This window comes from Niallia sp. MER 6, assembly GCF_023714395.1.
In the GTDB taxonomy this organism is placed as follows: Bacteria; Bacillota; Bacilli; order Bacillales; family Cytobacillaceae; genus Niallia.
Map to the genome: position 1 here is coordinate 47,614 of NZ_JAMAUK010000008.1, position 19,716 is coordinate 67,329.

Consider the following 19,716-nt stretch of genomic DNA (forward strand, 5'->3'; position numbering starts at 1 on the left):
GGTAAAATATAAAGCAAGAAAGTACATAATTCGACATGAACCATTATTTTAAGGAGTTTTCGTATATGACCTTTATTGAGGTAATCGTGTTATATTGTTTACAAAGAATAAAGGGAGAAAGAACTATCTACTCTGTCCTTCATATCCTAAACGGCAAAAAATCAGCGCAAACGATACAGGATATCCATATTTTTGAACTTATGCCTTTTTTTCAAACATACCCGAATTTATCAAGAGCAGAGTTCGACAGGATTATTTCTGCTTTAAAAGAGCAGAAATGGACTGCTGAAGGAAAAACATTTCAGCATTATGACATCAATCCGAAACAAGAAGATGAGTTTGCGCGTTTACTTATAGAATACCCTATTCCTACCCATTTAAATGGCTGGAAATATCACCGAATTGCTGTAGGATTTTGGGAGCGGCTGGCACTTTCTGTTCAAGTTGCCTCCCATCTTTCCAAAGGCGATAATCGCTATATGCCAATTCAGCGAAATATCGTAGTACAGGCGTGGATGAAGCAAGCATTGCAGAATTATGCTGGCGACAGACAATCACTGAATGAACAGCTTTACCAAGAATTGGCTGATTGCCTCGATGATGAAGCAGTGTTACCTGAATACCTTGTGTGCAGGTTAACAGGGTCAGAGCATATTGGGCTAACTCCAGAGCAAGCGGCAGCTAGTTTTGGGATAGACAGAAGTTATTATGAGCTTTACTTTCTGTCATTGCTTCACTTTATGCTGAAGAAAATTCTCAGTGCTAAAGAAAAATTCCCATTTTTAAGACAAATGGTGATGGATGATAATACTGCATATATTTTGACTAATTCAACCAAAGCGACATATGAATATATTCAAAAAGGCTTAAGCCTTGACGAAATAAGTACAATGCGACGTTTGAAGATGAGTACAATTGAAGATCATATCGCAGAACTCGTGTTGAATATCCCTGATTTTTCGATTGAAGAATATGTTAGTCTCGACAAAATAGCTAAAATAAAAAAAATCGCAGAAGTTACTGCTTCCAAGTCGTTGAAGCAAATCAAACAACAGCTTCCTGAAGTGTCATATTTTGAAATAAGAATCGTTCTTGCGAAGTTAGGGGGAGGCATAAATTGAATTTAGAAAAAAACCTAATGAAATTATTTTCGCTGCCCTCTTTCCGCCCAGGACAAAAGGAAGCAATCTCAGCATTAATGGAGAATCGTCATACATTGGCAATGCTGCCGACTGGAACAGGGAAATCATTGGTGTATCAGCTGCCTGGGAAACTTCTGAAAGGGACGGTCATCATCATTTCGCCATTACTGTCACTCATGCAAGATCAAGTCGAACAAATGAAAATGAATGGCGAAAAAAGTGCTGTTGCCATTAATTCCTTTTTAAACTGGCAAGAGCGAAATGACGTAATTAAAAATATACGCAAGTATAAATTCGTGTTTATTTCCCCAGAAATGATTGGAACAACCTATATATTGAATGTTTTGAAAAAACTGGAAATTGGTTTATTTGTTGTCGATGAAGCTCATTGTATTTCCCAATGGGGCTATGATTTCAGACCAGAGTACCAAAATTTAGGGATAGTGCGCAAGGAGTTGGGAAATCCATTAACATTGGCACTTACAGCAACAGCCACTCCCGCCATCCGAAAAGATATTATATCATCATTAGCTCTAGAATTTGTTGAACAAGTCATTTACAGTGTCGACAGACCCAATATTGCCTTAACAGCAGAAATTTTATCGAGTGGGATAGAAAAAAGGAAAAGGCTTGAAGAACTGACAAACACACTGCAAGGACCTGGCATCATTTATTTTTCAAGCAAAAAGCTGGCAGAGCAAACCGCTGCAGAACTTAAGCAAAACTCGGGTAAAAGAATAAATGCCTATCATGGCGGCATGTCCCAAGAGGATCGCATCTTGATTCAGCAACAGTTCTTGAATGGCCAGCTTGATATCGTTTGTGCAACAAGTGCATTCGGCATGGGAGTTAATAAGGAGAACATCCGTTATGTTATTCATTATCATTTCCCAACACAAGTAGAGTCTTTTTTACAGGAAATCGGCAGGGCTGGCAGAGACCGTCAAAACAGTATTTCTATCCTCTTATATGTGCCAGGTGACGAAACGCTTGCTTATCAGCTCACGGAAATGGAGCTGCCGAATGAGCTGCAGTTAAATCAACTGCGAAGGTCTCTGCTTCCATATACTACATATGAAGATTGGGCTGAAAAAGAGCTGGCTTGGATAATGGAGCAATTCACTGAAACTCAATGGCGAGTGCTAACTGCCTATGTTCAGCCAGAAGGAAAAACCTGCAAGCAAATAGAAGCAAAGCTTAACCATTTTAGTGAATTTTGCAAGAACAGGCTTGCTGTTAAAAAACAAAGCATACACGATATGCTTGCATGGGTATTATTAAAGCAATGCCGCAGATCCTATTTGACGAGCTATTTCCAGGAAAAAGAAGCACCAATTAATTCCGTATGCTGTGATAATTGCGGTTTGAATATGGAGAGGTTTTATGCGGGTCAGCCTATTAATGATAAGGCAGAGCTTGTTGGTGATGGCTGGAAAAGACAGCTTGCTTTTATTCTAAATAAGAGAAGAGAAAAAGCCGATGAATAAACAAAAATATTCCCAGCTGTTAAATACTTTGTCTGATAAAGAGCTTATAAAGCACTTATATATAACACAATTTATATTATTAATTATTTCTGCAGGCTTAGGTATATTCGTATTCCAGATAGAGGATCTATTTACTTCTTTAAGCCTCTTTAATTGGAACCATATTTTAATCGGCTTTGCCTTAGGTGCGGCGGTTGTTGGCCTCGATATGAGATTTATGAGATATCTACCTGAAAAGTATCATGATGACGGCGGACTAAACAAACGAATATTTCAAAATATGCATCCAGCTCATATCGCCATAATCGCTGCCGTGATTAGTATCAGTGAAGAAATATTGTTTCGCGGTATCCTTCAAACAAATTTAGGATTATTGGCAGCAAGCATTATCTTTGCAGTCATCCACTACCGATATTTATTTAATTGGTTTTTATTTGTAAACATCATCTTTATAAGTCTTTTAATTGGGTTTTTATATATGTGGACAGGAAGTTTACTGGCGACCATTATCATGCATTTTACAATCGACTTTTTCCTTGGTTTGCTGATTAGATATAAGGTTTTTGACTAATATTATTACGTTTGAAATATGTTTAGGGGGAAGGGATGTTCATGACAAGAGAAGATCCTTACAGAGTTCAAGCAGAACGGCAGAAAAAACGGCTTTCTCGGTTGGAAGAAAGTGAAAAGCCAGCTCAACCGATTCCAAGCAGAGTAACAGAAGAACTGCCGTCGCGCAGAGCTGTTCATCATAAAAAGAAAAAAAAGAAAAAGAAAAACCAAAAGTATACAGGCATGACGATTCTTGCTATTTCTTTTATTGCCCTGCCTGTACTATTGCTCGGCATACATGAAATGATAAACCGCTATTCAGTTGACACAGTGCTTCCAGTGAACAGCTCTTCCAATCAATTCGAGCAGATAGGTGTTGAACAAAAGGGCAGCAGTTCTGCAACTGGTAATGTAACAGTAGAAAAAGAAGACAGTGAAGCAGAAGAAAAGCCTGATGAAACCGCAAAAGAACAAGCATCCAGCGCTGAGCAGGAAGAAAAAGAAGTAGCCAAGCAGAAAGAAACAGCACAACAGAAAGAAGAGGCTGCAAAGAAACAAGAAACAGCACAACAGAAAGAAGAGGCTGCAAAGAAACAAGAAACAGCACAACAGAAAGAAGAGGCTGCAAAGAAACAAGAAACAGCAGCAGAACAGGAAAAAACCACAGCAGACAGCCAAGCGGAAAAGGCAGCTGCTTCTGAGGTGGAAAAGCAGGAACCAGTTGAAAAAACAGAAACAGAAAATGCAGAAGCAGCCTCCCAACAATCGGTTATCTATCATACTGTAGCAGCTAATGAAACACTATACAGAATAGCGATGAAATATTATAACTCTAAAACTGGAATAGAGATCATTAAGCAAGCAAACCAGCTTACAAGTGATAATGTACTGGCTGGGCAAGTATTAAAAATTCCACAATAACCGCTAAATAATTGATTCTAACTTGTCCTTTCCTTTCATATAGTGAAAGGGAAGGAGGATTGGCATATGGAATCGTCGATATTAAATCTTGACAGCAATACAGATGAAACGACAAAGGAAATGCTGCAAAAGCTAGTGGATAAAAAACGTAAATTTGACATGATAAAAACAAGGCATTTATTTGTTATGTGGCTGACAATTATTTTTGGATTTTTTTACGCTTACTGGCTGTATAAACATATTGCCGTTCCGTTCTCCCATTCCTTTGCCATCATGTTTTCTATTTTTATCGCTAAAACATTTAATCTCTATGCACTGGCCATGATTGTTGGTTCCTTCGGATTTATGAATGTTCTTAAACAAAAAAAGGATAAAGCAGAGAAGGAATATCATGAGCTCCGTTGTGAGATTATCGATAAAGCTAAAGATCTTTGGAAGAAGGAAGAAGAGTGGAAGGGCCGTCACCATGTTTTTTATATGATGAAACAGGAGTATGACATTAATCTTTTCCATGAAACAAAGTAGAGAAAGAGACTAAAATACTGTACTTTAGTCTCTTTTTGCATATTCTAAAATACTTTCTTTCGATCTCTGTCTTCTTTAATAATTTCAACCGCTTCTCTAAACCGCTGGGAATGAATAATTTCTCTTTCCCGCAAAAACCGCAGGCTATCATTTAAGTCAGGATCATCACTCATGTTAATAATCCATTGATAGGTCGCCCGCGCCTTTTCCTCAGCAGCAATATCCTCATATAAATCCGCAATCGGGTCACCTTTAGCCTGGATATATGTAGCAGTCCACGGATTACCTGCAGCATCATGATAAAATAACGCTTTTTCATGTGTGACATAATGCGCATCGAGGCCGGCAGCTTTTAGTTGGTCTGGAGTTGCATCTTTAGTTAATTTATAGATCATTGTTGCAATCATTTCTAAATGAGCAAATTCCTCTGTGCCGATATCTGTTAAAAGGCCAATCACTTTATCAGGTATCGTATAACGCTGATTTAAATAGCGCAGTGCTGCAGCCAGTTCCCCGTCTGCGCCGCCGTATTGCTCTATCAGAAATTTAGCCAGCATGGGATTACAGGTGCTGACCTTAACAGGATACTGCAATTTCTTTTCATAAAGCCACATATCAATGCCCCCTCAATCATTTTTATACTTGCCAAGGCCATGGCCCTGTGTCCCAATCCCATGGACTGCCTGAATAGCTGTTTCCGAATTGCAGAAGTGGACCATACCTGCTTTCATATAGCTGTTTAAACTTTTCTCTTTCTTTAACATAATGATTAAATTGATTGATTGCATCTTGATCATTCGGATGTGTATCAAGATAAAGTGTTAATTCGACCAGTACGAAGTCAACAGCTTGCAGCTGTTCAAGAAGCTGATAATATTCTGCAGGCAGCTGTTTCATCATGCATCACCTTCTCTTTTTTCATAAGGACTATAATAAGGGTCATAAAAAGCTTTCCATAATGTTCCTGCTTTGAGTGCTTCCATTGGTGAAAATTGCGGCAAATGGGGCGGCTGAAAGCCCATATATAAATTGGGCGGGGTGGAATATACTTTTGTTTTCAATGGCGGGCAAGGATCATTAGGGCTTATATAAGGGTGGTATTTTTTATAAAACTGACTCATAACAAAAAGCCCTCCTTTATTTTCATATCTTTACAATAATATGAATGATTTGCAAAATCATTCTAATGTTTTTTGACCGAAGAAGTAACTTGATGCGGATTGCTAATAGTATTTGGTTTTTGATTAATGGGTGCTATTACTATAAAGTATATAGAAAGTTAAAACATTTATAGGGAAGGAAATCTTGTCTTGGCACCAAATGCCCAAGTAGGACAACAGAGTCTTGATGCTTTAGAGGAAATAGTGAAACGGTTAAGGACTATTGGAGAAATGGGCATGACTTTGATGATATAGTTGAAGGACTTGAAGATTAAGGTGCATAGCTAGTACAAGATATTAGAAAATACAGAAGGGCTAATATTATGGATAAAAAAATTGTAAATAAAACGATAAGAAATGCTATAAAGATTGGTGATATTAATGAAGTAAAGCATTTAATAGATGATAATCCAGAATCTTTACACTTAATGACATCATTTGGTACCTGGTTACATGTTGCAGCAAAGAAAGGACATTTTGAAATAGTAGAGTATCTAGTTCAAAAAGGAATCGATGTTAATACAAAAGGTGGTATCTTTGATGCTTCTTCATTAAATTTGGCAGCAGGAGCTGGGCATTTGAAAATAGTGAAGTATTTAATAGAGCATGGTGCAGAAATAGATGTGAGCTTGGCAAACAGAAATCCGTTATTTGGAGCAATTTATGGCGGGCATAAAGATGTAGCTGAGTTTCTAGTTGAAAAGGGAATAGATATTTCAATTAGATATATAGGAGAGAATATTAAGAATATGGATGCATATGAATATGCTAGACAATTTGGGCAAACAGAAATCGCTAAATATTTAAAGCAGAAGATAGATGAAATAGAATAAATAAAAAACTCTCCGCTACTGGAGAGTTTTTCATTTCCATTAGTGAAGCGAAGGGATTTTACAATGTAAGATAGACTAGACATGATTAAAATCTGCTTGCGTTTTTGAAAGTGAAATTCTCATGACCTCTATACTATTACGATAAAAGGATGCTGATAATACCATTTTCAGAGATTAGAGTAAAAGTCCTGCAGAAAATTATTCTTTTACTTGTTATATTTGTATTGAGAATTATTTTTCCGCCACAACTTATTGGAAACGCTTTAAATCAATGTTGACTTTCTAAGGGGTATTTAAAATTTCTAAAAAATTAGAAGGGAAAAAGAAAAGCATTCTAGGCAATCGCTATTGCTTTAGTATCACCCATTGTTATTATATAGGCTGGTGCAATACCTACAAATGCAGCTGAAACTAATTCTAGCATTTCATCTATCAGTAATTATTCGAACGAGAATGTAGTTGTGCTAAACACAAATGGAGAGCTAGAGGTGGCAGGGGATAGAAGAGGCAGAGGGGTATAATTTCTATTATAAGCAAGCAGCTGAGTCAGATTCTGCTTTTGAACAGTTAGACAGTGAATGGATAAGAGAATATTCCCATTATTTAACATCGGGTGTTCTAGGGGTTAAACAAGCTTTGTACGTTATCAAGATTTAGATGGTAAGGAAAGTTCGGGAAAATCCGTGGTTACTTCCTCTATGAACGTTAAAGGGCATTCGGGAGAAGGCTTTGCTTTCTCTAATATATTCCATGATGGGAACGCCTTCAGGAGTGGTGAATGAATGCAAGAGAACCGCAAGTTATTATATATCCGCAGTGCAAGGACAATATAACGCTGAAGTGAATGGGATAAGTATTAGAGTTATCAGAGAATTACACTGAGTTGGTTTTGTATCATTTATCTTTTGCATCTTCACGGAGATGATTTTTTGCTCTTATTGATAGCTGGCTAAAAACAAAAATCAAAATGGAGACAGCGCTACCCCAGGATTAATCTCCGGAAGAATCTGACCAACGGTTAAGAGCATAGTACTTTGATTGAAAATAAGGAGGTTTGATAATGAAAGCAGTTGTTATAGATCATATGTCAAAAATATATCCCGGGGGTAAAAAGGCGGTGGATAATATAAGCATCACTCTTGAGCAAGGTGAAGTTTTTGGATTTTTAGGCCCGAATGGTGCCGGAAAAACCACTACTATCAAAGTTTTGAATGGCATGCTCACACCTTCTGCGGGAAGCTGCCGGGTGTTAGGAATTGATCCGACTCTAAATCCAGAAAAAGTGCATGGTCTATCCGGTGTTGTGACGGAACATGCGCAGATGTATGACAATTTGACAGGGATTCAAAACCTCATTTTTTATGCCTCTGCATTCGGCAAAAGTTCTGGCCAGAGTGAAAGACACGCTGAATCTCTATTAGAAAAGTTGAATCTCTCGGATGCGAAAGATAAAAAACTAACCACCTATTCTACAGGTATGCGCCAACGGCTCTCCCTTGCTCGTGCGTTGATTCATCAACCCAAAGTCCTGTTTTTAGATGAACCTACCTCCGGGCTTGATCCTGAAAGTGCCCAAAGTGTCAACAAACTGATCCAAAGTCTTGCACGTGACAAAGGAATGACCATATTCTTATGTACCCATCAATTGCGCTATGCGCAGGAGGTTTGCACCTCATTTGGATTGATGAATCAGGGAACTTTACTCGCATCTGGAAGTCTTGAGCAGCTTCGTTCCAAGGTTATTTCCGGAATGAAAGTCAAGATAAAAGCCAGCAAGCTACCCGGCAGTCTGTCATATCGAAAAATAGGAGAACGGAATTTTGAAATGGATATTCAAACGGAAGAGGAAATCCCCCATATTGTCTCTAGCATCGTAGAAGAAGGTGGCGATGTTTACCATGTGTCAATGAAGCGTCCTTCGCTGGAGGATATCTATTTCAATTTAATTGAAAAAGAAAAGCAGAAGGAGACCATTAAATGATCAACGCAATGCAAAGAGCCATCATAAAAAAGGATTTACGAGGAATCACAAGTAACAAGCAAATGTTTTCCGTTATGTTGATTGTACCGCTGGTATTGACAGTCATCCTACCCTCGATATTTATCCTAGTCATACACTTTGTGCCAGAAGAAACAGCTGAATTTCAAAAGCTGTTAGAGATGCTTCCCCTTGCGGAACAGGCAGGCAACTTCAATCAGAATATAATAAAGCTTGTGCTGAACAACATTATGCCTGTATTCTTTTTAATCATTCCAATAATGGCTTCTTCTGTAATGGCGGCAAGTTCCATTGTCGGGGAGAAAGCAAATCGCACACTGGAAACGTTACTTTATTGCCCGCTATCATTGCGGCAAATATTCCAATCAAAAATACTTGCTTCCTTTTTGATGAGCATGATTGTCTCGTTTACATCATTCTTCGCAATGATTCTTGTCATGGAAATTGAAATAGTTTTAACGACAGGCGCCATTATATTGCCTGACATTAGTTGGATGATTATCATGCTGCTTATATCTCCGGCCATCTCTTTGATTGCCATTACGCTAATTGTACGCGCATCTGCGAAAGCACAGACTGTGGAGGAAGCCCAGCAGCGCACAGTCTTCCTAGTCCTGCCGGTGATACTCCTTGTGGTTGGACAATTTTCAGGATTACTGCTTGTAAGTATCTGGATTTTATTAGCTTTAGGAGTTGTGTTGGCATTGCTTGCGGCAATTCTTATGAATGGCTCGAAGGAGAAATTTAGCTATGAATCTATTTTAAAATAGATGGTTAGATAAGAGGCATTTCAAATTAAGCAGCGTCAGCCCAAATTTGTCAAAGCAGCCATGATGCAATGGGAAGCGGAGTAACGGAGTTTACGCAAAAAAATAATATTGGAGCATAAGAACTCAGATATATCCAATTTTATACCTAAATTACAAATCAAATTATTGAAACATTGCTAGCGGTAAGCAACGGTGAAGGTAAGGTAATCCAAACTGTTCAAAGGGAGGCGAAGTATTAACATTAATCCTCATACCCAAGAAGTAATATAAAATCAAGGTTTACCAAATTGGAAAGGGAGGTCCTAAGCCTCCCTGTTTTCGTTTATGAAAACTGAAAATGTAAATTTTTTCATGAAAAGACAATTATAGTAGAAGGAACACGTAAAATGCCTTGTTAATTTGAGGACTTCGCTTAAAACAAGCTGTCGATTTATTGGTAAAAACAAAGTGAACATTATACAATAATTCAATAGACTAAAAAAAGGGGGGGAAGGGTATGCTTGTGTTGGTTGTTGTGGCAGTCATCCTGATGATCCTTGCAGGAATAGCATTGATTGTAAAGATGCATAAGAATGCAATGGAGGATAACATGAAATATGAGATGTTTTACTTTCCTAATTTTCCAATGACATTCAAGGAAATTACGATATTTTTCATTTCTGATATACATAGAAGGGAAGTATCTCCTGCCATTGTGGAGGAAGCAAAGGGAATTGCAGAGCTTGTTATTATTGGCGGAGATTTACTTGAAAAGGGCGTCCAGTTTGATACGGTCCGCAGTAATCTCAGAAAGCTTAAAGAAATTGGCCCCGTTTTTTTCGTATGGGGAAATAATGACTATGAAGCAGATATAGAAAAGCTGAAGGAGCTTTTTGCTGAAGAGAATGTAACGGTTCTTGATAATAGATCGGTTTCCTTTACATCTCCGAAAAAACAAAAATGGCATTTAGCTGGGATTGAAGACCGTTCCTTAGAACACGATGATTTAGAAATGGCTTTACAAGGCATCAAGAAATCTGATTTCAAAATACTTGTCAGTCATAATCCGAAAGTAATGGAAGATTTAACGGACGATGATGGAGTGACTTTAGTGCTGAGCGGTCATACTCACGGTGGACAAATTCGGATATTAGGGTTCGGTCCATATGAGAAAGGAACTACGAAGGTCATTGGGAAAACGACTATTCTAGTCAGCAATGGATACGGCACAACCTCCATACCGTTAAGGCTTGGAGCCAAACCGGAAACGCATATTATTAAAATCCAGCATACTAAAGATAAACGAATCTAAATAATACAGACAAATCACCGTTTTCCTGCTTCATTCATACGCTACAGTAAGAGTTTTTTCAGATAGAAGCAGGAGGCATTGTCATGCGCTTAGAACGATTGAATCATAATAGAATAAAGATATACCTGACATTTGATGATCTGTATGAACGTGGACTGACGAAAGATGATATATGGAAAGACTCGATAAAATGGCAATATTTTTTTCATGAAATGCTCGAAGAAGCTAATGATATGTTTGATTTGGAAATACATGGTTCTGTTGCGGTGGAGATTTTCTCGATGAAGGCACAAGGAATGGTCATGATCTTGACGATGAACGAGGAAGAATTCCAAGATGAGGAACTGTTGGCAGAAGGGTTTTTGGAGATGCAGGTTACTGTTGAAGAAACTGTTGATATATTATATGAGTTCTCTGATCTTGAAGATGCCATTCAAGCATGTAAGGTGCTTTTTCAAGCAGGATTTTCCGGCGGAACATTCTCGAGCGCTGATGGCAAATATTACTTGTATTTTCCTGATATTCAGGCTGTCAAGGAAGCACAGGCAGCAGCAATCTTAAGTGAATTCGGTGAAGCAAGCATCAAGAGCATCCACATGATTGAGGAATACGGGTGTACAATCCAAAAGAAAAACGCGATTGAGATGATCAACCAATATTTTAAATGAAGACAAAATATAATGCTTTTTACTCGGTTTTTTCCCTCAAGCTCTTTTTTGGCCGCATTTTGCCAGTAAAGAGCTTTTTTGTATTTTCGCGGCCTTAAATTTACACGTAAAAAAATCAAAATCAGTTAACTTCATCATTGGTAATTTCGAGGAAAAATGATAAGATAATGATAAAGAATTATATCTTAATTCTTTATAGGTGTGTCAAGCAATCTCTATTTAGTAAAAAGAAAAGAATATGCCAAAATAGTGTGAAAGATAAGGACAAAGTTGTATCTTTTTGAATATATTATAAAGGAGAGCATACTATAAAACATCTTTCCACAGTGGCAAGTCATTTTGATTAATTGGCTCTGTCCTGCATACCAAAAAAGGTTATGCAACGGATACAGAGACGATCCATTTATAAAAAAAGTTAGCAGCAATGAGTTCTTTATTGAGTGTACTTCGAGAAATGTACATACTATAATTTTAAAGTAAGTTAAAATGTATGTAGACAAAAAGGAAATGCTAGTCTTTAATGAGAATTTTGACCGTTAAAAATGATAATTTAACTTTGCAGTTTTTTAGGAGGATTCATTAAATGGTAGCCAAAAAGTCTAATGAAAAAAAGATTGTTGAAGAGCAACACGATGTTTTAAAATCAACACAAACGATCATTCATAAGGCATTGAATAAGCTAGGATATTCTGATGAGGTGTATGAACTACTGAAGGAACCGATCCGTATGATGACAGTGAAGATACCTGTAAGGATGGACGATGGCAGTGTGAAAATATTCACTGGCTACCGGGCACAGCATAATGATGCAGTCGGCCCAACAAAGGGAGGGATCAGATTCCACCCTCAAGTTACAGAAACAGAGGTAAAGGCACTTTCTATCTGGATGAGCCTAAAATGCGGAATTGTTGATCTTCCATATGGCGGCGGTAAAGGTGGAATTGTCTGCGATCCTCGTGACATGTCCTTCAGAGAGCTGGAGAGATTGAGCAGAGGCTATGTAAGAGCAATCAGTCAGATTGTCGGCCCGACAAAGGATATTCCTGCACCTGATGTTTTCACGAACTCACAAATAATGGCATGGATGATGGACGAGTACAGCAGAATTGATGAGTTCAACTCTCCTGGCTTTATTACAGGCAAGCCTCTCGTACTAGGAGGCTCACATGGAAGGGAAACGGCAACTGCTAAAGGTGTGACAATCTGCATCCGAGAAGCGGCCAAGAGAAAAGGCATCGAAATTAAAGGAGCAAGAGTTGTTGTGCAAGGCTTTGGAAATGCAGGCAGCTTTTTAGCGAAATTTATGCATGATGCTGGTGCTAAGGTAATCGGAATTTCCGATGCATATGGTGCTTTGCATGATCCAAATGGTTTAGATATTGACTATCTTCTCGACAGAAGAGACAGCTTCGGAACGGTAACGAATTTATTTAACAATACGATTACAAACCAAGAGCTCTTGGAATTGGATTGTGATATATTGGTTCCTGCAGCAATTGAAAACCAAATCACTGAAAAAAATGCTCATAATATTAAAGCAAGCATTGTGGTAGAAGCGGCAAATGGGCCTACAACACTTGAAGCTACAACAATCTTGACGGAAAAAGGCATTCTTTTAGTGCCGGATGTATTAGCATCTGCCGGCGGTGTAACAGTTTCTTATTTTGAGTGGGTTCAGAACAATCAAGGCTTCTACTGGACTGAGGAAGAAGTTGAAGAAAAATTGGAAAAAGTAATGAGCAAATCATTTGAGAACATTTATGAAACAGCACAAATCCGCAGGGTGGATATGAGATTGGCTGCTTATATGGTCGGTGTTCGAAAAATGGCGGAAGCGTCAAGATTCCGCGGCTGGATTTAAGTTAGGATAACAAACTATTGTATAATAACCAAAAATCTCCTATGCTATAAATAGGAGATTTTTTTTTCAGGTATTTACATATTTTGCTCATGCTGTGCATGAGAGTTGTATAGAAGTTAGGAGAGATTAACATGAACGAAGAACAAGCGATTATAATCGGTGCTGGGCCTTGTGGATTAGCTGCTGCTATCGCCTTGCAAAAAATCAACATTAACCCCCTTATCATTGAAAAGGGAAATGTGGTAAATGCGATACATGGATATCCAACTCACCAGACTTTTTTCAGCACGAGCGAAAAGCTGGAAATTGGGGATGTGGCCTTTCTTACTGAACAATATAAACCAAACCGAAATCAGGCGCTTGTGTATTATAGAGAAGTAGCAAAACGAAAAAACTTAAGGATTCATGCATATGAAGAAGTGCAGAATGTAACAAAGGAAAATAACCTGTTCAAATTGCAAACCTCAAAGGGAGAATACCGCGCCAATTACGTGATTGTCGCAACTGGGTATTATGACCACCCGAACTATATGAATGTACCAGGCGAGGATTTACCTAAGGTTAGCCACTATTTTAAGGAAGCGCACCCGTATTTTAATCATGATGTAACAGTAATCGGCGGAAAAAACTCAAGTGTGGATGCTGCGATTGAATTGGTGAAAGCAGGAGCCCGCGTAACGGTATTGTACAGAGGCACAGAATATTCAAGCAGCATTAAGCCGTGGATTCTTCCAGAGTTTGAAGCCCTTGTCAGAAACGGTGTTATAAAAATGGAATTTGCTTCAGAAGTGGTAGAAATTAAAGAAAAAACCTTAACGTATAAGAAGCAAGGTGAGAATAAGGAAATTGCGAATGATTTCGTGTTTGCGATGACTGGATATCATCCTGATCACGGATTTATTAAGAAGATGGGAGTCGAAATCGAAGCAGACTCTGGCAGGCCTGTATTTAATCCGGACACTATGGAAACGAATGTGGAAGGAATTTTCATCGCCGGGGTAATTGCAGCTGGCAATAATGCAAACGAAATATTTATTGAAAATGGCAGGTTCCATGGGGACCAGATAGCTGAAGCGATAGCGGCAAGAAAATAAGAATCCGCAAAAGTTCGCTGGCAAAAAAGGGAGAGGGAAAGAGCGAATGTTAGCCATACTATCCGCTGGTATTGCACCTGGCTTGGCGCTTTTAAGTTATTTTTATTTAAAAGATCAATATGAATCAGAACCGATAGCGCTAGTGTTTAGAGCATTTATAACAGGTGCTCTGCTTGTTTTTCCAATCATGTTTATCCAATATGTTCTTCGCGTCGAAGAAGCTGTTCCATCTCATTTATTGAATTCCTTTGTAACAACGAGCCTCTTAGAGGAGTTTTTCAAATGGTTTATTTTGTTCTTTACAGCGTATCAGCATATTGAGTTTGATGAACCATATGATGGAATCATTTATGGAGTGTCCATATCACTTGGCTTTGCGACTGTTGAAAACATTCTTTATCTTGTAGCAAATGGTGTGGAATATGCATTAGGAAGAGCCTTGCTGCCTGTATCAAGCCATGCTCTTTTTGGTGTTATCATGGGCTATTACCTTGGTAAAGGGAAGTTTACTATGCCAAGAAGCAAATGGATCTTCTATTCCTTAATTGTACCGTTCATCCTACATGGGATTTACGATTATATATTAACGTTTCAAAAAAATTGGCTTTTGTTCATTACGCCGTTCATGCTGTTTCTTTGGTGGCTTGGTTTGAGAAAAGTTAAAATGGCAAGAGAGCTGAGTCGGGAGCATGTCAGCAAATATATGAATGCAAACCTATAGAGCGCGCATGAAAGGCTGTCTTTAGCCTTTTATAAAGCTTAAAATATGCGAATATATCCCTTGAAAAGAAAATGAAATTGTTCATTTTCTTTTTTTTTGCATAAAAACCAAGTGGCTACAAAAAATAGAGTCAATGACAAATAGTATTCACATCTGGGGGTAACACGCATGAATAAAAAGTTCTTAACGAAAATTTCTGTCGTAATTTCCGCCTGTATCATTCTAGCAACATTAGCGAATGTGGAGCATAAAGCGGAAGCGTTCTCGAATCAAGTGATTCAGCAAGGTGCTGTTGGAGATGATGTAATTGAATTGCAAGCAAGACTCCAATATATAGGATTTTACAATGGCAAAATTGATGGAGTCTTTGGCTGGAAAACATATTGGGCATTAAGAAACTTCCAATATGAATTCGGGCTGCCAATTGACGGACTCGCCGGCTGGCAAACAAAACTAAAGCTAGCTAAAGCATCAAAGTATAATGAGCAATTTGTAAAAGAACAAATTGACACTGGGAAAAAATTCTCACATTACGGTGGGACAGATTTGAATAAGCAAAAAACACCTTCTGCAAATAAAAACAAGGCTGGCAATGCAAATAAGTCAGGGACTGCTAATAAGTCAAACACAGGAACTAATACAAATAAGGCAGCAAATAATAATCAGCAAAAACCAGCAACACAAAAACCAGCAACAAAAAAACAAACAAATCAATCAAAAGCAAATAACGCTGGAGCCAATAATAAAGCAAACACTAACAATAATGTCGCAAACAATAATACAAAGGCAACTCCGCCAAAAGCGAATGCTGGCGAATCGGTGAAGAAAAAAACGCCGACAGCTGCTAATGTTCCTAACGGTTTCTCACAGAATGATATTCAGCTAATGGCAAATGCAGTTTATGGAGAATCAAGAGGTGAGCCTTATATCGGTCAGGTTGCTGTTGCTTCTGTCATTCTTAACCGGGTGACTAGCCCTTCGTTTCCGAATACAGTATCAGGGGTTATCTTTGAACCAAGAGCGTTCACAGCTGTTGCAGATGGACAAATCTGGCTGACACCTAATGAGACGGCAAAACAAGCTGTCCTTGACGCTATAAATGGATGGGACCCTACAGGAAATGCTATCTATTATTTTAACCCAGCAACCGCAACTAGCGGTTGGATTTGGTCAAGACCGCAAATTAAGCAAATAGGCAAGCACATATTCTGTAAATAAAAGGGGTGAACGTTAAATGCTTAGAGGGATATTGATAGGTATTTTGACAATCGGAGTTGCAGGTGCAGCATTTTGGGGCTATCAAGAACATAAGGAAAAAAATGCAGTATTAATGAATGCTGAAAACAGCTATCAACGTGCTTTCCATGATCTTTCCTATCAAATAGATTTGCTTCATGATCAAATTGGAACAACACTTGCGATGAATTCACAAGAATCACTGTCTCCGTCACTGGCGGAAGTATGGAGAATAACTTCACAGGCCCATAGCGATGTTGGCCAGCTGCCGCTCACTTTATTGCCATTCAATAAGACAGAGGAATTTTTAGCAAATATAGGAGATTTCAGCTACCGGACGGCTGTCCGAAATTTAGATGATGAACCACTGTCCGATAAGGAATATAAATCATTGAAAAAGCTGTATGGAGATGCAAAGGATATTCAAGATGAATTGCGCAATGTGCAGCATCTAGTTCTAGAAAACAATTTACGCTGGATGGACGTTGAGATGGCCTTGGCAACGAATAAGCAAGGAGATAATACAATCATTGATGGTTTAAAAACTGTTGAGGACAAAGTAGATGGCTACCAAGAAACAAGCTTTGGCGTTACAAATGTTAATATGGAAAAAAAGGATGAAAACTTCAGCAGTTTAGAAGGAGAAGAAATCACGAAAAAAGAAGCGCAAAAAATCGCCGAAGATTATGCAGCATTTAAAGGTGATGTGGAAGTCAACATCACAGAGAATGGCAAAGGATCTGGATATGGATTTTACAGTGTCTCTCTTAAAGAAAAAGATACTGGAACAGAAGCAAATATGGATATTACCAAAAAGGGCGGATATCCAATCTGGTCGATTGTTTCAAGAGATGTTAAAAAACAAAAAATCAGTTTAAATGATGCTAGCAACAAGGCAACGGATTTTTTGAAACAGCATGACTTTAAAGACTTGGCATTATTTGAAAGTATGCAATATGACAATATCGGTGTCTTTACCTATGTAACAGAGGATAACGGGGTAAGAATTTATCCAGACAGCATTAAGATAAAAGTTGCTCTAGATAATGGGAATATTATCGGCTTTACTGCTGAAGATTACTTAAAACAGCATAAGAGTCGGGATTTTAAAGATCCCGCAATATCTAAGTCTGAGGCACAAAAGAAAATCAGCAAAAATGTTAACATAATGGAAGACGGATTGGCTGTTATTCTTAATGATTTAAACGATGAAGTATTATGCTATGAATTTATCGGCACATTGGATGATGATACGTATCGTATTTATATTAATGCTGATACTGGCACAGAAGAAAAAGTCGAAAAACTCAAAAATGCTGAACCTTTATATGATGACGTTGTTTAATAGTAAAAAAGCAGTAGGGGCATCTTGTTCCTTGCTGCTTTTTTACTACGTTTTTTTCTGTGGACTATTGATAAGGAAGATGTTTTTGCGATAATATAGGTAAAAAGAATTAATTCCTAATTAGCAAACGAAGAAAGCGTGGTACTATAGTGATAAATATCGGAGATACGTTAATATTAGAGCCAGCTCATAGTGAGAACTCAGAAAAATATAAATGCCGTTTAGTTGATAGAAAAGAAAATGAAATCTATATAGATTATCCCATCCATGCTGAAACAAAAAAGGCCGTCTTCTTGCTGAACGGAACACAGCTAAAGGTCAGCTTTGTTACAAGTCAAGGAGCGGTTTACATGTTCGACTCAGAAATTATCGGGAGAGAGAAGCAAAACAATATACCAATGCTTATCCTTCATTTCCCGAACAGTGACCAGTTTATTAAGATTCAGAGGAGAGAGTATGTCAGAGTAGAAACAAATGTGGATGTTGCCATCTCTTCTGACGACACAGAAGTGGCGCCGTTTGCGACAATAACAACAGACATAAGTGCAGGCGGAGCAGCCATTCTTGTGCCGGCAGGTTCTAATCTTAAGGCAGAGACCATTGTGTACACCAACTTTGTTTTGCCGATGCAAAACGGTGATTATTATTATTTAAAGGTGAAGGCAATTGTTAAAAAAATCATTAATTATAATGAAACACATAATAAAGCGCCGCTGGAATTTATCGAGGTAAGCGCAAATGACCGCCAGCTTTTCTTGCGTTTCTGTTTTGACCGTCAGCTTTCTTTCCGTAAGAAAGGACTGGAAATCTGAATAAACTCGATAAGATATTCCGATACTAAACAGGTAAAGTGAATTCGCCTGTTTAATATCAAAAAGGGCACAACAGAAATCGAGGTTAGTGGAAAATGAAGCGATTTGAACGGTTGTTGTTTAAGTTAATTGCCATCCAGTTGTTTTTTTTGCTAGCTGGTCAAATACTTCATCAAGTAAACATACTTCCAGAACTGCATCAGCTTGCCCAATATGAAGGGGTATCTAAGTCGAATTACACCTCCATTTTGGAAACACTCGGGCTTAGCCAGGAGTAGAGCTTGAAAAACCTTTCGATTTTAATCTGAAAGGTTTTTTTGTACTTGAAAATCAAATGTGAAAAAATAGTACGGATTTTAATAGGTTTAATCAACAAATTGGGATAGAAAATATGATAAAATAAAAACTGATAAAATTCTGTTCTAAGTAATTTCAAATTATATGTTGGATACTGGGATAGTGAAGGTTTTAGGAGGAAATATGAAAAAAATCAGCATTGCAATAGATGGACCGGCAGCTGCCGGAAAAAGCACAGTAGCCAAAATTGTAGCAGAACAACTAGGCTATATATATATCGATACTGGGGCAATGTACAGGGCGCTAACCTTAAAAGCCTTAAACACTGGGATTAACTTGGAGGACGAGGCAGCGTTAGAAAGTATGTTAGACAGTACGGCTATCGAGCTTTTCCCTGGTGAAAAGGGACAGAAAATTTTCTTGGACAGCGTCGACGTTACGGAAGATATCCGCAGAAGCAATGTGACAAATTCTGTGTCCATTGCAGCGAAGCATAAGTTAGTGCGTGAAGAGATGGTTCGCAGACAACAGGGGTTTGCAATCGGCGGAGGCGTGGTAATGGATGGTAGGGACATTGGAACACATGTCATCCCGCATGCTGAAGTAAAGGTGTTCTTACTTGCTTCAGTAGAGGAAAGAGCAGTTAGACGCCATACTGAAAATATTGCTAAAGGCTTTGAATCGGATTTGGAGCAGCTGAAGTCGGAAATAGCAGCAAGAGATAAATTAGATTCTGAACGAGAAGTGGCTCCGCTTAAAAAAGCAGAAGACGCAATCGAAATTGATACGACTTCTTTATCCATCAATGATGTGGTAGGCAAAATTATGGCATTGACAGAGGATAAGATTACAAACTGATTGCCGCTTATGCGGCTGTAAAGCGCGCTAGTGTTTCTTACTTGACAAATAATCACATTTATAAGAAGTTAGATAGAAGAAAATAAATTTTTATTATTCTATTAATTTTTTATGAAAGCTATATGGAATGAGCAATTATTGCAT

At 38.2% G+C, this 19,716-nt stretch carries 21 protein-coding genes; 18 read left to right on the forward strand and 3 right to left on the reverse strand.

The window, feature by feature from the left end; all coding sequences use genetic code 11:
* Positions 1-65 precede the first annotated feature (65 nt).
* From M3600_RS12465 to M3600_RS12485, 5 genes are all read left to right on the forward strand, one after another.
* Complete coding sequence (locus M3600_RS12465; protein ID WP_251646247.1) at positions 66-1,121, forward strand: YpbB family protein; 1,056 nt, start codon at positions 66-68, stop codon at positions 1,119-1,121.
* Positions 1,118-2,629 (forward strand): RecQ family ATP-dependent DNA helicase, encoded by a 1,512-nt coding sequence (locus M3600_RS12470; protein ID WP_311315905.1) that lies wholly within the window; start codon positions 1,118-1,120, stop codon positions 2,627-2,629. The genes M3600_RS12465 and M3600_RS12470 overlap by 4 nt, the downstream gene beginning before the upstream one ends.
* Entirely contained in the window at positions 2,622-3,200 is a 579-nt protein-coding gene (locus M3600_RS12475; protein ID WP_251646249.1) for a CPBP family intramembrane glutamic endopeptidase, read from the forward strand. Before M3600_RS12470 ends, M3600_RS12475 begins: the two co-directional genes overlap by 8 nt.
* A 41-nt stretch (positions 3,201-3,241) precedes the next feature.
* A complete protein-coding gene (locus M3600_RS12480) occupies positions 3,242-4,102 on the forward strand; it encodes a LysM peptidoglycan-binding domain-containing protein (RefSeq protein WP_251646251.1) in 861 nt (286 codons plus the stop codon).
* A 66-nt stretch (positions 4,103-4,168) separates the two neighbouring features.
* Positions 4,169-4,627 carry a YpbF family protein gene (locus tag M3600_RS12485; protein ID WP_233313327.1) on the forward strand — a complete coding sequence of 153 codons (459 nt, stop codon included), beginning with the start codon at positions 4,169-4,171 and terminating at the stop codon, positions 4,625-4,627.
* A 44-nt stretch (positions 4,628-4,671) separates the two neighbouring features.
* Here the strand turns inward: M3600_RS12485 and M3600_RS12490 are convergent, their stop codons facing one another.
* The 3 genes from M3600_RS12490 to M3600_RS12500 are packed head-to-tail and all read right to left on the reverse strand — an operon-like array spanning position 4,672 to position 5,748.
* Positions 4,672-5,241 (reverse strand): manganese catalase family protein, encoded by a 570-nt coding sequence (locus M3600_RS12490; RefSeq protein WP_233313328.1) that lies wholly within the window; start codon positions 5,239-5,241, stop codon positions 4,672-4,674.
* Between the two features lie 22 nt (positions 5,242-5,263).
* On the reverse strand, positions 5,264-5,524 hold the full coding sequence (locus M3600_RS12495) for a spore coat protein CotJB (protein ID WP_282581436.1): 261 nt from the start codon (positions 5,522-5,524) through the stop codon (positions 5,264-5,266).
* Positions 5,524-5,748, reverse strand: a complete 225-nt coding sequence (locus M3600_RS12500; protein ID WP_233313330.1) for a spore coat associated protein CotJA — start codon at positions 5,746-5,748, stop codon at positions 5,524-5,526. Before M3600_RS12500 ends, M3600_RS12495 begins: the two co-directional genes overlap by 1 nt.
* Positions 5,749-6,110: 362 nt before the next feature.
* Between M3600_RS12500 and M3600_RS12505 the strand changes: the two genes are divergently transcribed.
* The 13 genes from M3600_RS12505 (at position 6,111) to cmk (ending at position 19,572) form a co-directional block, all read left to right on the forward strand.
* The gene (locus M3600_RS12505; protein ID WP_251646253.1) at positions 6,111-6,620 is read left to right on the forward strand and encodes an ankyrin repeat domain-containing protein; all 510 of its coding nucleotides are present in this window, start codon (positions 6,111-6,113) and stop codon (positions 6,618-6,620) included.
* 1,060 nt (positions 6,621-7,680) lie between these two features.
* Positions 7,681-8,601 carry an ABC transporter ATP-binding protein gene (locus M3600_RS12510; RefSeq protein WP_233313332.1) on the forward strand — a complete coding sequence of 307 codons (921 nt, stop codon included), beginning with the start codon at positions 7,681-7,683 and terminating at the stop codon, positions 8,599-8,601.
* Complete coding sequence (locus M3600_RS12515) at positions 8,598-9,389, forward strand: ABC transporter permease subunit (protein ID WP_251646255.1); 792 nt, start codon at positions 8,598-8,600, stop codon at positions 9,387-9,389. The genes M3600_RS12510 and M3600_RS12515 overlap by 4 nt, the downstream gene beginning before the upstream one ends.
* 496 nt (positions 9,390-9,885) lie before the next feature.
* Positions 9,886-10,680 (forward strand): metallophosphoesterase, encoded by a 795-nt coding sequence (locus tag M3600_RS12520; protein ID WP_251646257.1) that lies wholly within the window; start codon positions 9,886-9,888, stop codon positions 10,678-10,680.
* An 83-nt stretch (positions 10,681-10,763) separates the two neighbouring features.
* Complete coding sequence (locus M3600_RS12525; RefSeq protein WP_233313335.1) at positions 10,764-11,348, forward strand: adaptor protein MecA; 585 nt, start codon at positions 10,764-10,766, stop codon at positions 11,346-11,348.
* 583 nt (positions 11,349-11,931) lie between these two features.
* On the forward strand, positions 11,932-13,209 hold the full coding sequence (locus M3600_RS12530) for a Glu/Leu/Phe/Val family dehydrogenase (RefSeq protein WP_233313336.1): 1,278 nt from the start codon (positions 11,932-11,934) through the stop codon (positions 13,207-13,209).
* 131 nt (positions 13,210-13,340) lie between these two features.
* Positions 13,341-14,303, forward strand: coding sequence for a YpdA family putative bacillithiol disulfide reductase (locus tag M3600_RS12535; RefSeq protein WP_233313337.1), 963 nt, complete (start codon positions 13,341-13,343; stop codon positions 14,301-14,303).
* 46 nt (positions 14,304-14,349) lie between these two features.
* Positions 14,350-15,024 carry a glutamic-type intramembrane protease PrsW gene (prsW, locus tag M3600_RS12540; protein WP_251646259.1) on the forward strand — a complete coding sequence of 225 codons (675 nt, stop codon included), beginning with the start codon at positions 14,350-14,352 and terminating at the stop codon, positions 15,022-15,024.
* A 168-nt stretch (positions 15,025-15,192) separates the two neighbouring features.
* On the forward strand, positions 15,193-16,242 hold the full coding sequence (gene sleB / locus M3600_RS12545; RefSeq protein ID WP_237941664.1) for a spore cortex-lytic enzyme: 1,050 nt from the start codon (positions 15,193-15,195) through the stop codon (positions 16,240-16,242).
* A 16-nt stretch (positions 16,243-16,258) separates the two neighbouring features.
* Entirely contained in the window at positions 16,259-17,605 is a 1,347-nt protein-coding gene (gene ypeB / locus M3600_RS12550) for a germination protein YpeB (RefSeq protein ID WP_251646261.1), read from the forward strand.
* 149 nt (positions 17,606-17,754) lie between these two features.
* Complete coding sequence (locus tag M3600_RS29190) at positions 17,755-18,417, forward strand: flagellar brake protein (protein ID WP_233313341.1); 663 nt, start codon at positions 17,755-17,757, stop codon at positions 18,415-18,417.
* 95 nt (positions 18,418-18,512) lie between these two features.
* The gene (locus tag M3600_RS12560) at positions 18,513-18,695 is read left to right on the forward strand and encodes a YpfB family protein (protein ID WP_233313342.1); all 183 of its coding nucleotides are present in this window, start codon (positions 18,513-18,515) and stop codon (positions 18,693-18,695) included.
* A gap of 202 nt (positions 18,696-18,897) precedes the next feature.
* A complete protein-coding gene (gene cmk, locus M3600_RS12565) occupies positions 18,898-19,572 on the forward strand; it encodes a (d)CMP kinase (protein WP_233313343.1) in 675 nt (224 codons plus the stop codon).
* The last annotated feature ends 144 nt before the right edge of the window (positions 19,573-19,716 follow it).

Coding starts and splice junctions, on each gene's coding strand:
- M3600_RS12495 (WP_282581436.1), bottom strand. CDS start 5,524: ATGAAACAGCTGCCTGCAGAATATTATCAGCTTCTTGAACAGCTGCAA.
- ypeB (WP_251646261.1), top strand. CDS start 16,259: ATGCTTAGAGGGATATTGATAGGTATTTTGACAATCGGAGTTGCAGGT.
- M3600_RS12560 (WP_233313342.1), top strand. CDS start 18,513: ATGAAGCGATTTGAACGGTTGTTGTTTAAGTTAATTGCCATCCAGTTG.
- prsW (WP_251646259.1), top strand. CDS start 14,350: ATGTTAGCCATACTATCCGCTGGTATTGCACCTGGCTTGGCGCTTTTA.
- M3600_RS12490 (WP_233313328.1), bottom strand. CDS start 5,241: ATGTGGCTTTATGAAAAGAAATTGCAGTATCCTGTTAAGGTCAGCACC.
- sleB (WP_237941664.1), top strand. CDS start 15,193: ATGAATAAAAAGTTCTTAACGAAAATTTCTGTCGTAATTTCCGCCTGT.
- cmk (WP_233313343.1), top strand. CDS start 18,898: ATGAAAAAAATCAGCATTGCAATAGATGGACCGGCAGCTGCCGGAAAA.
- M3600_RS12535 (WP_233313337.1), top strand. CDS start 13,341: ATGAACGAAGAACAAGCGATTATAATCGGTGCTGGGCCTTGTGGATTA.
- M3600_RS12500 (WP_233313330.1), bottom strand. CDS start 5,748: ATGAGTCAGTTTTATAAAAAATACCACCCTTATATAAGCCCTAATGAT.
- M3600_RS12530 (WP_233313336.1), top strand. CDS start 11,932: ATGGTAGCCAAAAAGTCTAATGAAAAAAAGATTGTTGAAGAGCAACAC.
- M3600_RS12475 (WP_251646249.1), top strand. CDS start 2,622: ATGAATAAACAAAAATATTCCCAGCTGTTAAATACTTTGTCTGATAAA.
- M3600_RS12510 (WP_233313332.1), top strand. CDS start 7,681: ATGAAAGCAGTTGTTATAGATCATATGTCAAAAATATATCCCGGGGGT.
- M3600_RS12485 (WP_233313327.1), top strand. CDS start 4,169: ATGGAATCGTCGATATTAAATCTTGACAGCAATACAGATGAAACGACA.
- M3600_RS12505 (WP_251646253.1), top strand. CDS start 6,111: ATGGATAAAAAAATTGTAAATAAAACGATAAGAAATGCTATAAAGATT.
- M3600_RS12480 (WP_251646251.1), top strand. CDS start 3,242: ATGACAAGAGAAGATCCTTACAGAGTTCAAGCAGAACGGCAGAAAAAA.
- M3600_RS12520 (WP_251646257.1), top strand. CDS start 9,886: ATGCTTGTGTTGGTTGTTGTGGCAGTCATCCTGATGATCCTTGCAGGA.
- M3600_RS12465 (WP_251646247.1), top strand. CDS start 66: ATGACCTTTATTGAGGTAATCGTGTTATATTGTTTACAAAGAATAAAG.
- M3600_RS12525 (WP_233313335.1), top strand. CDS start 10,764: ATGCGCTTAGAACGATTGAATCATAATAGAATAAAGATATACCTGACA.
- M3600_RS12515 (WP_251646255.1), top strand. CDS start 8,598: ATGATCAACGCAATGCAAAGAGCCATCATAAAAAAGGATTTACGAGGA.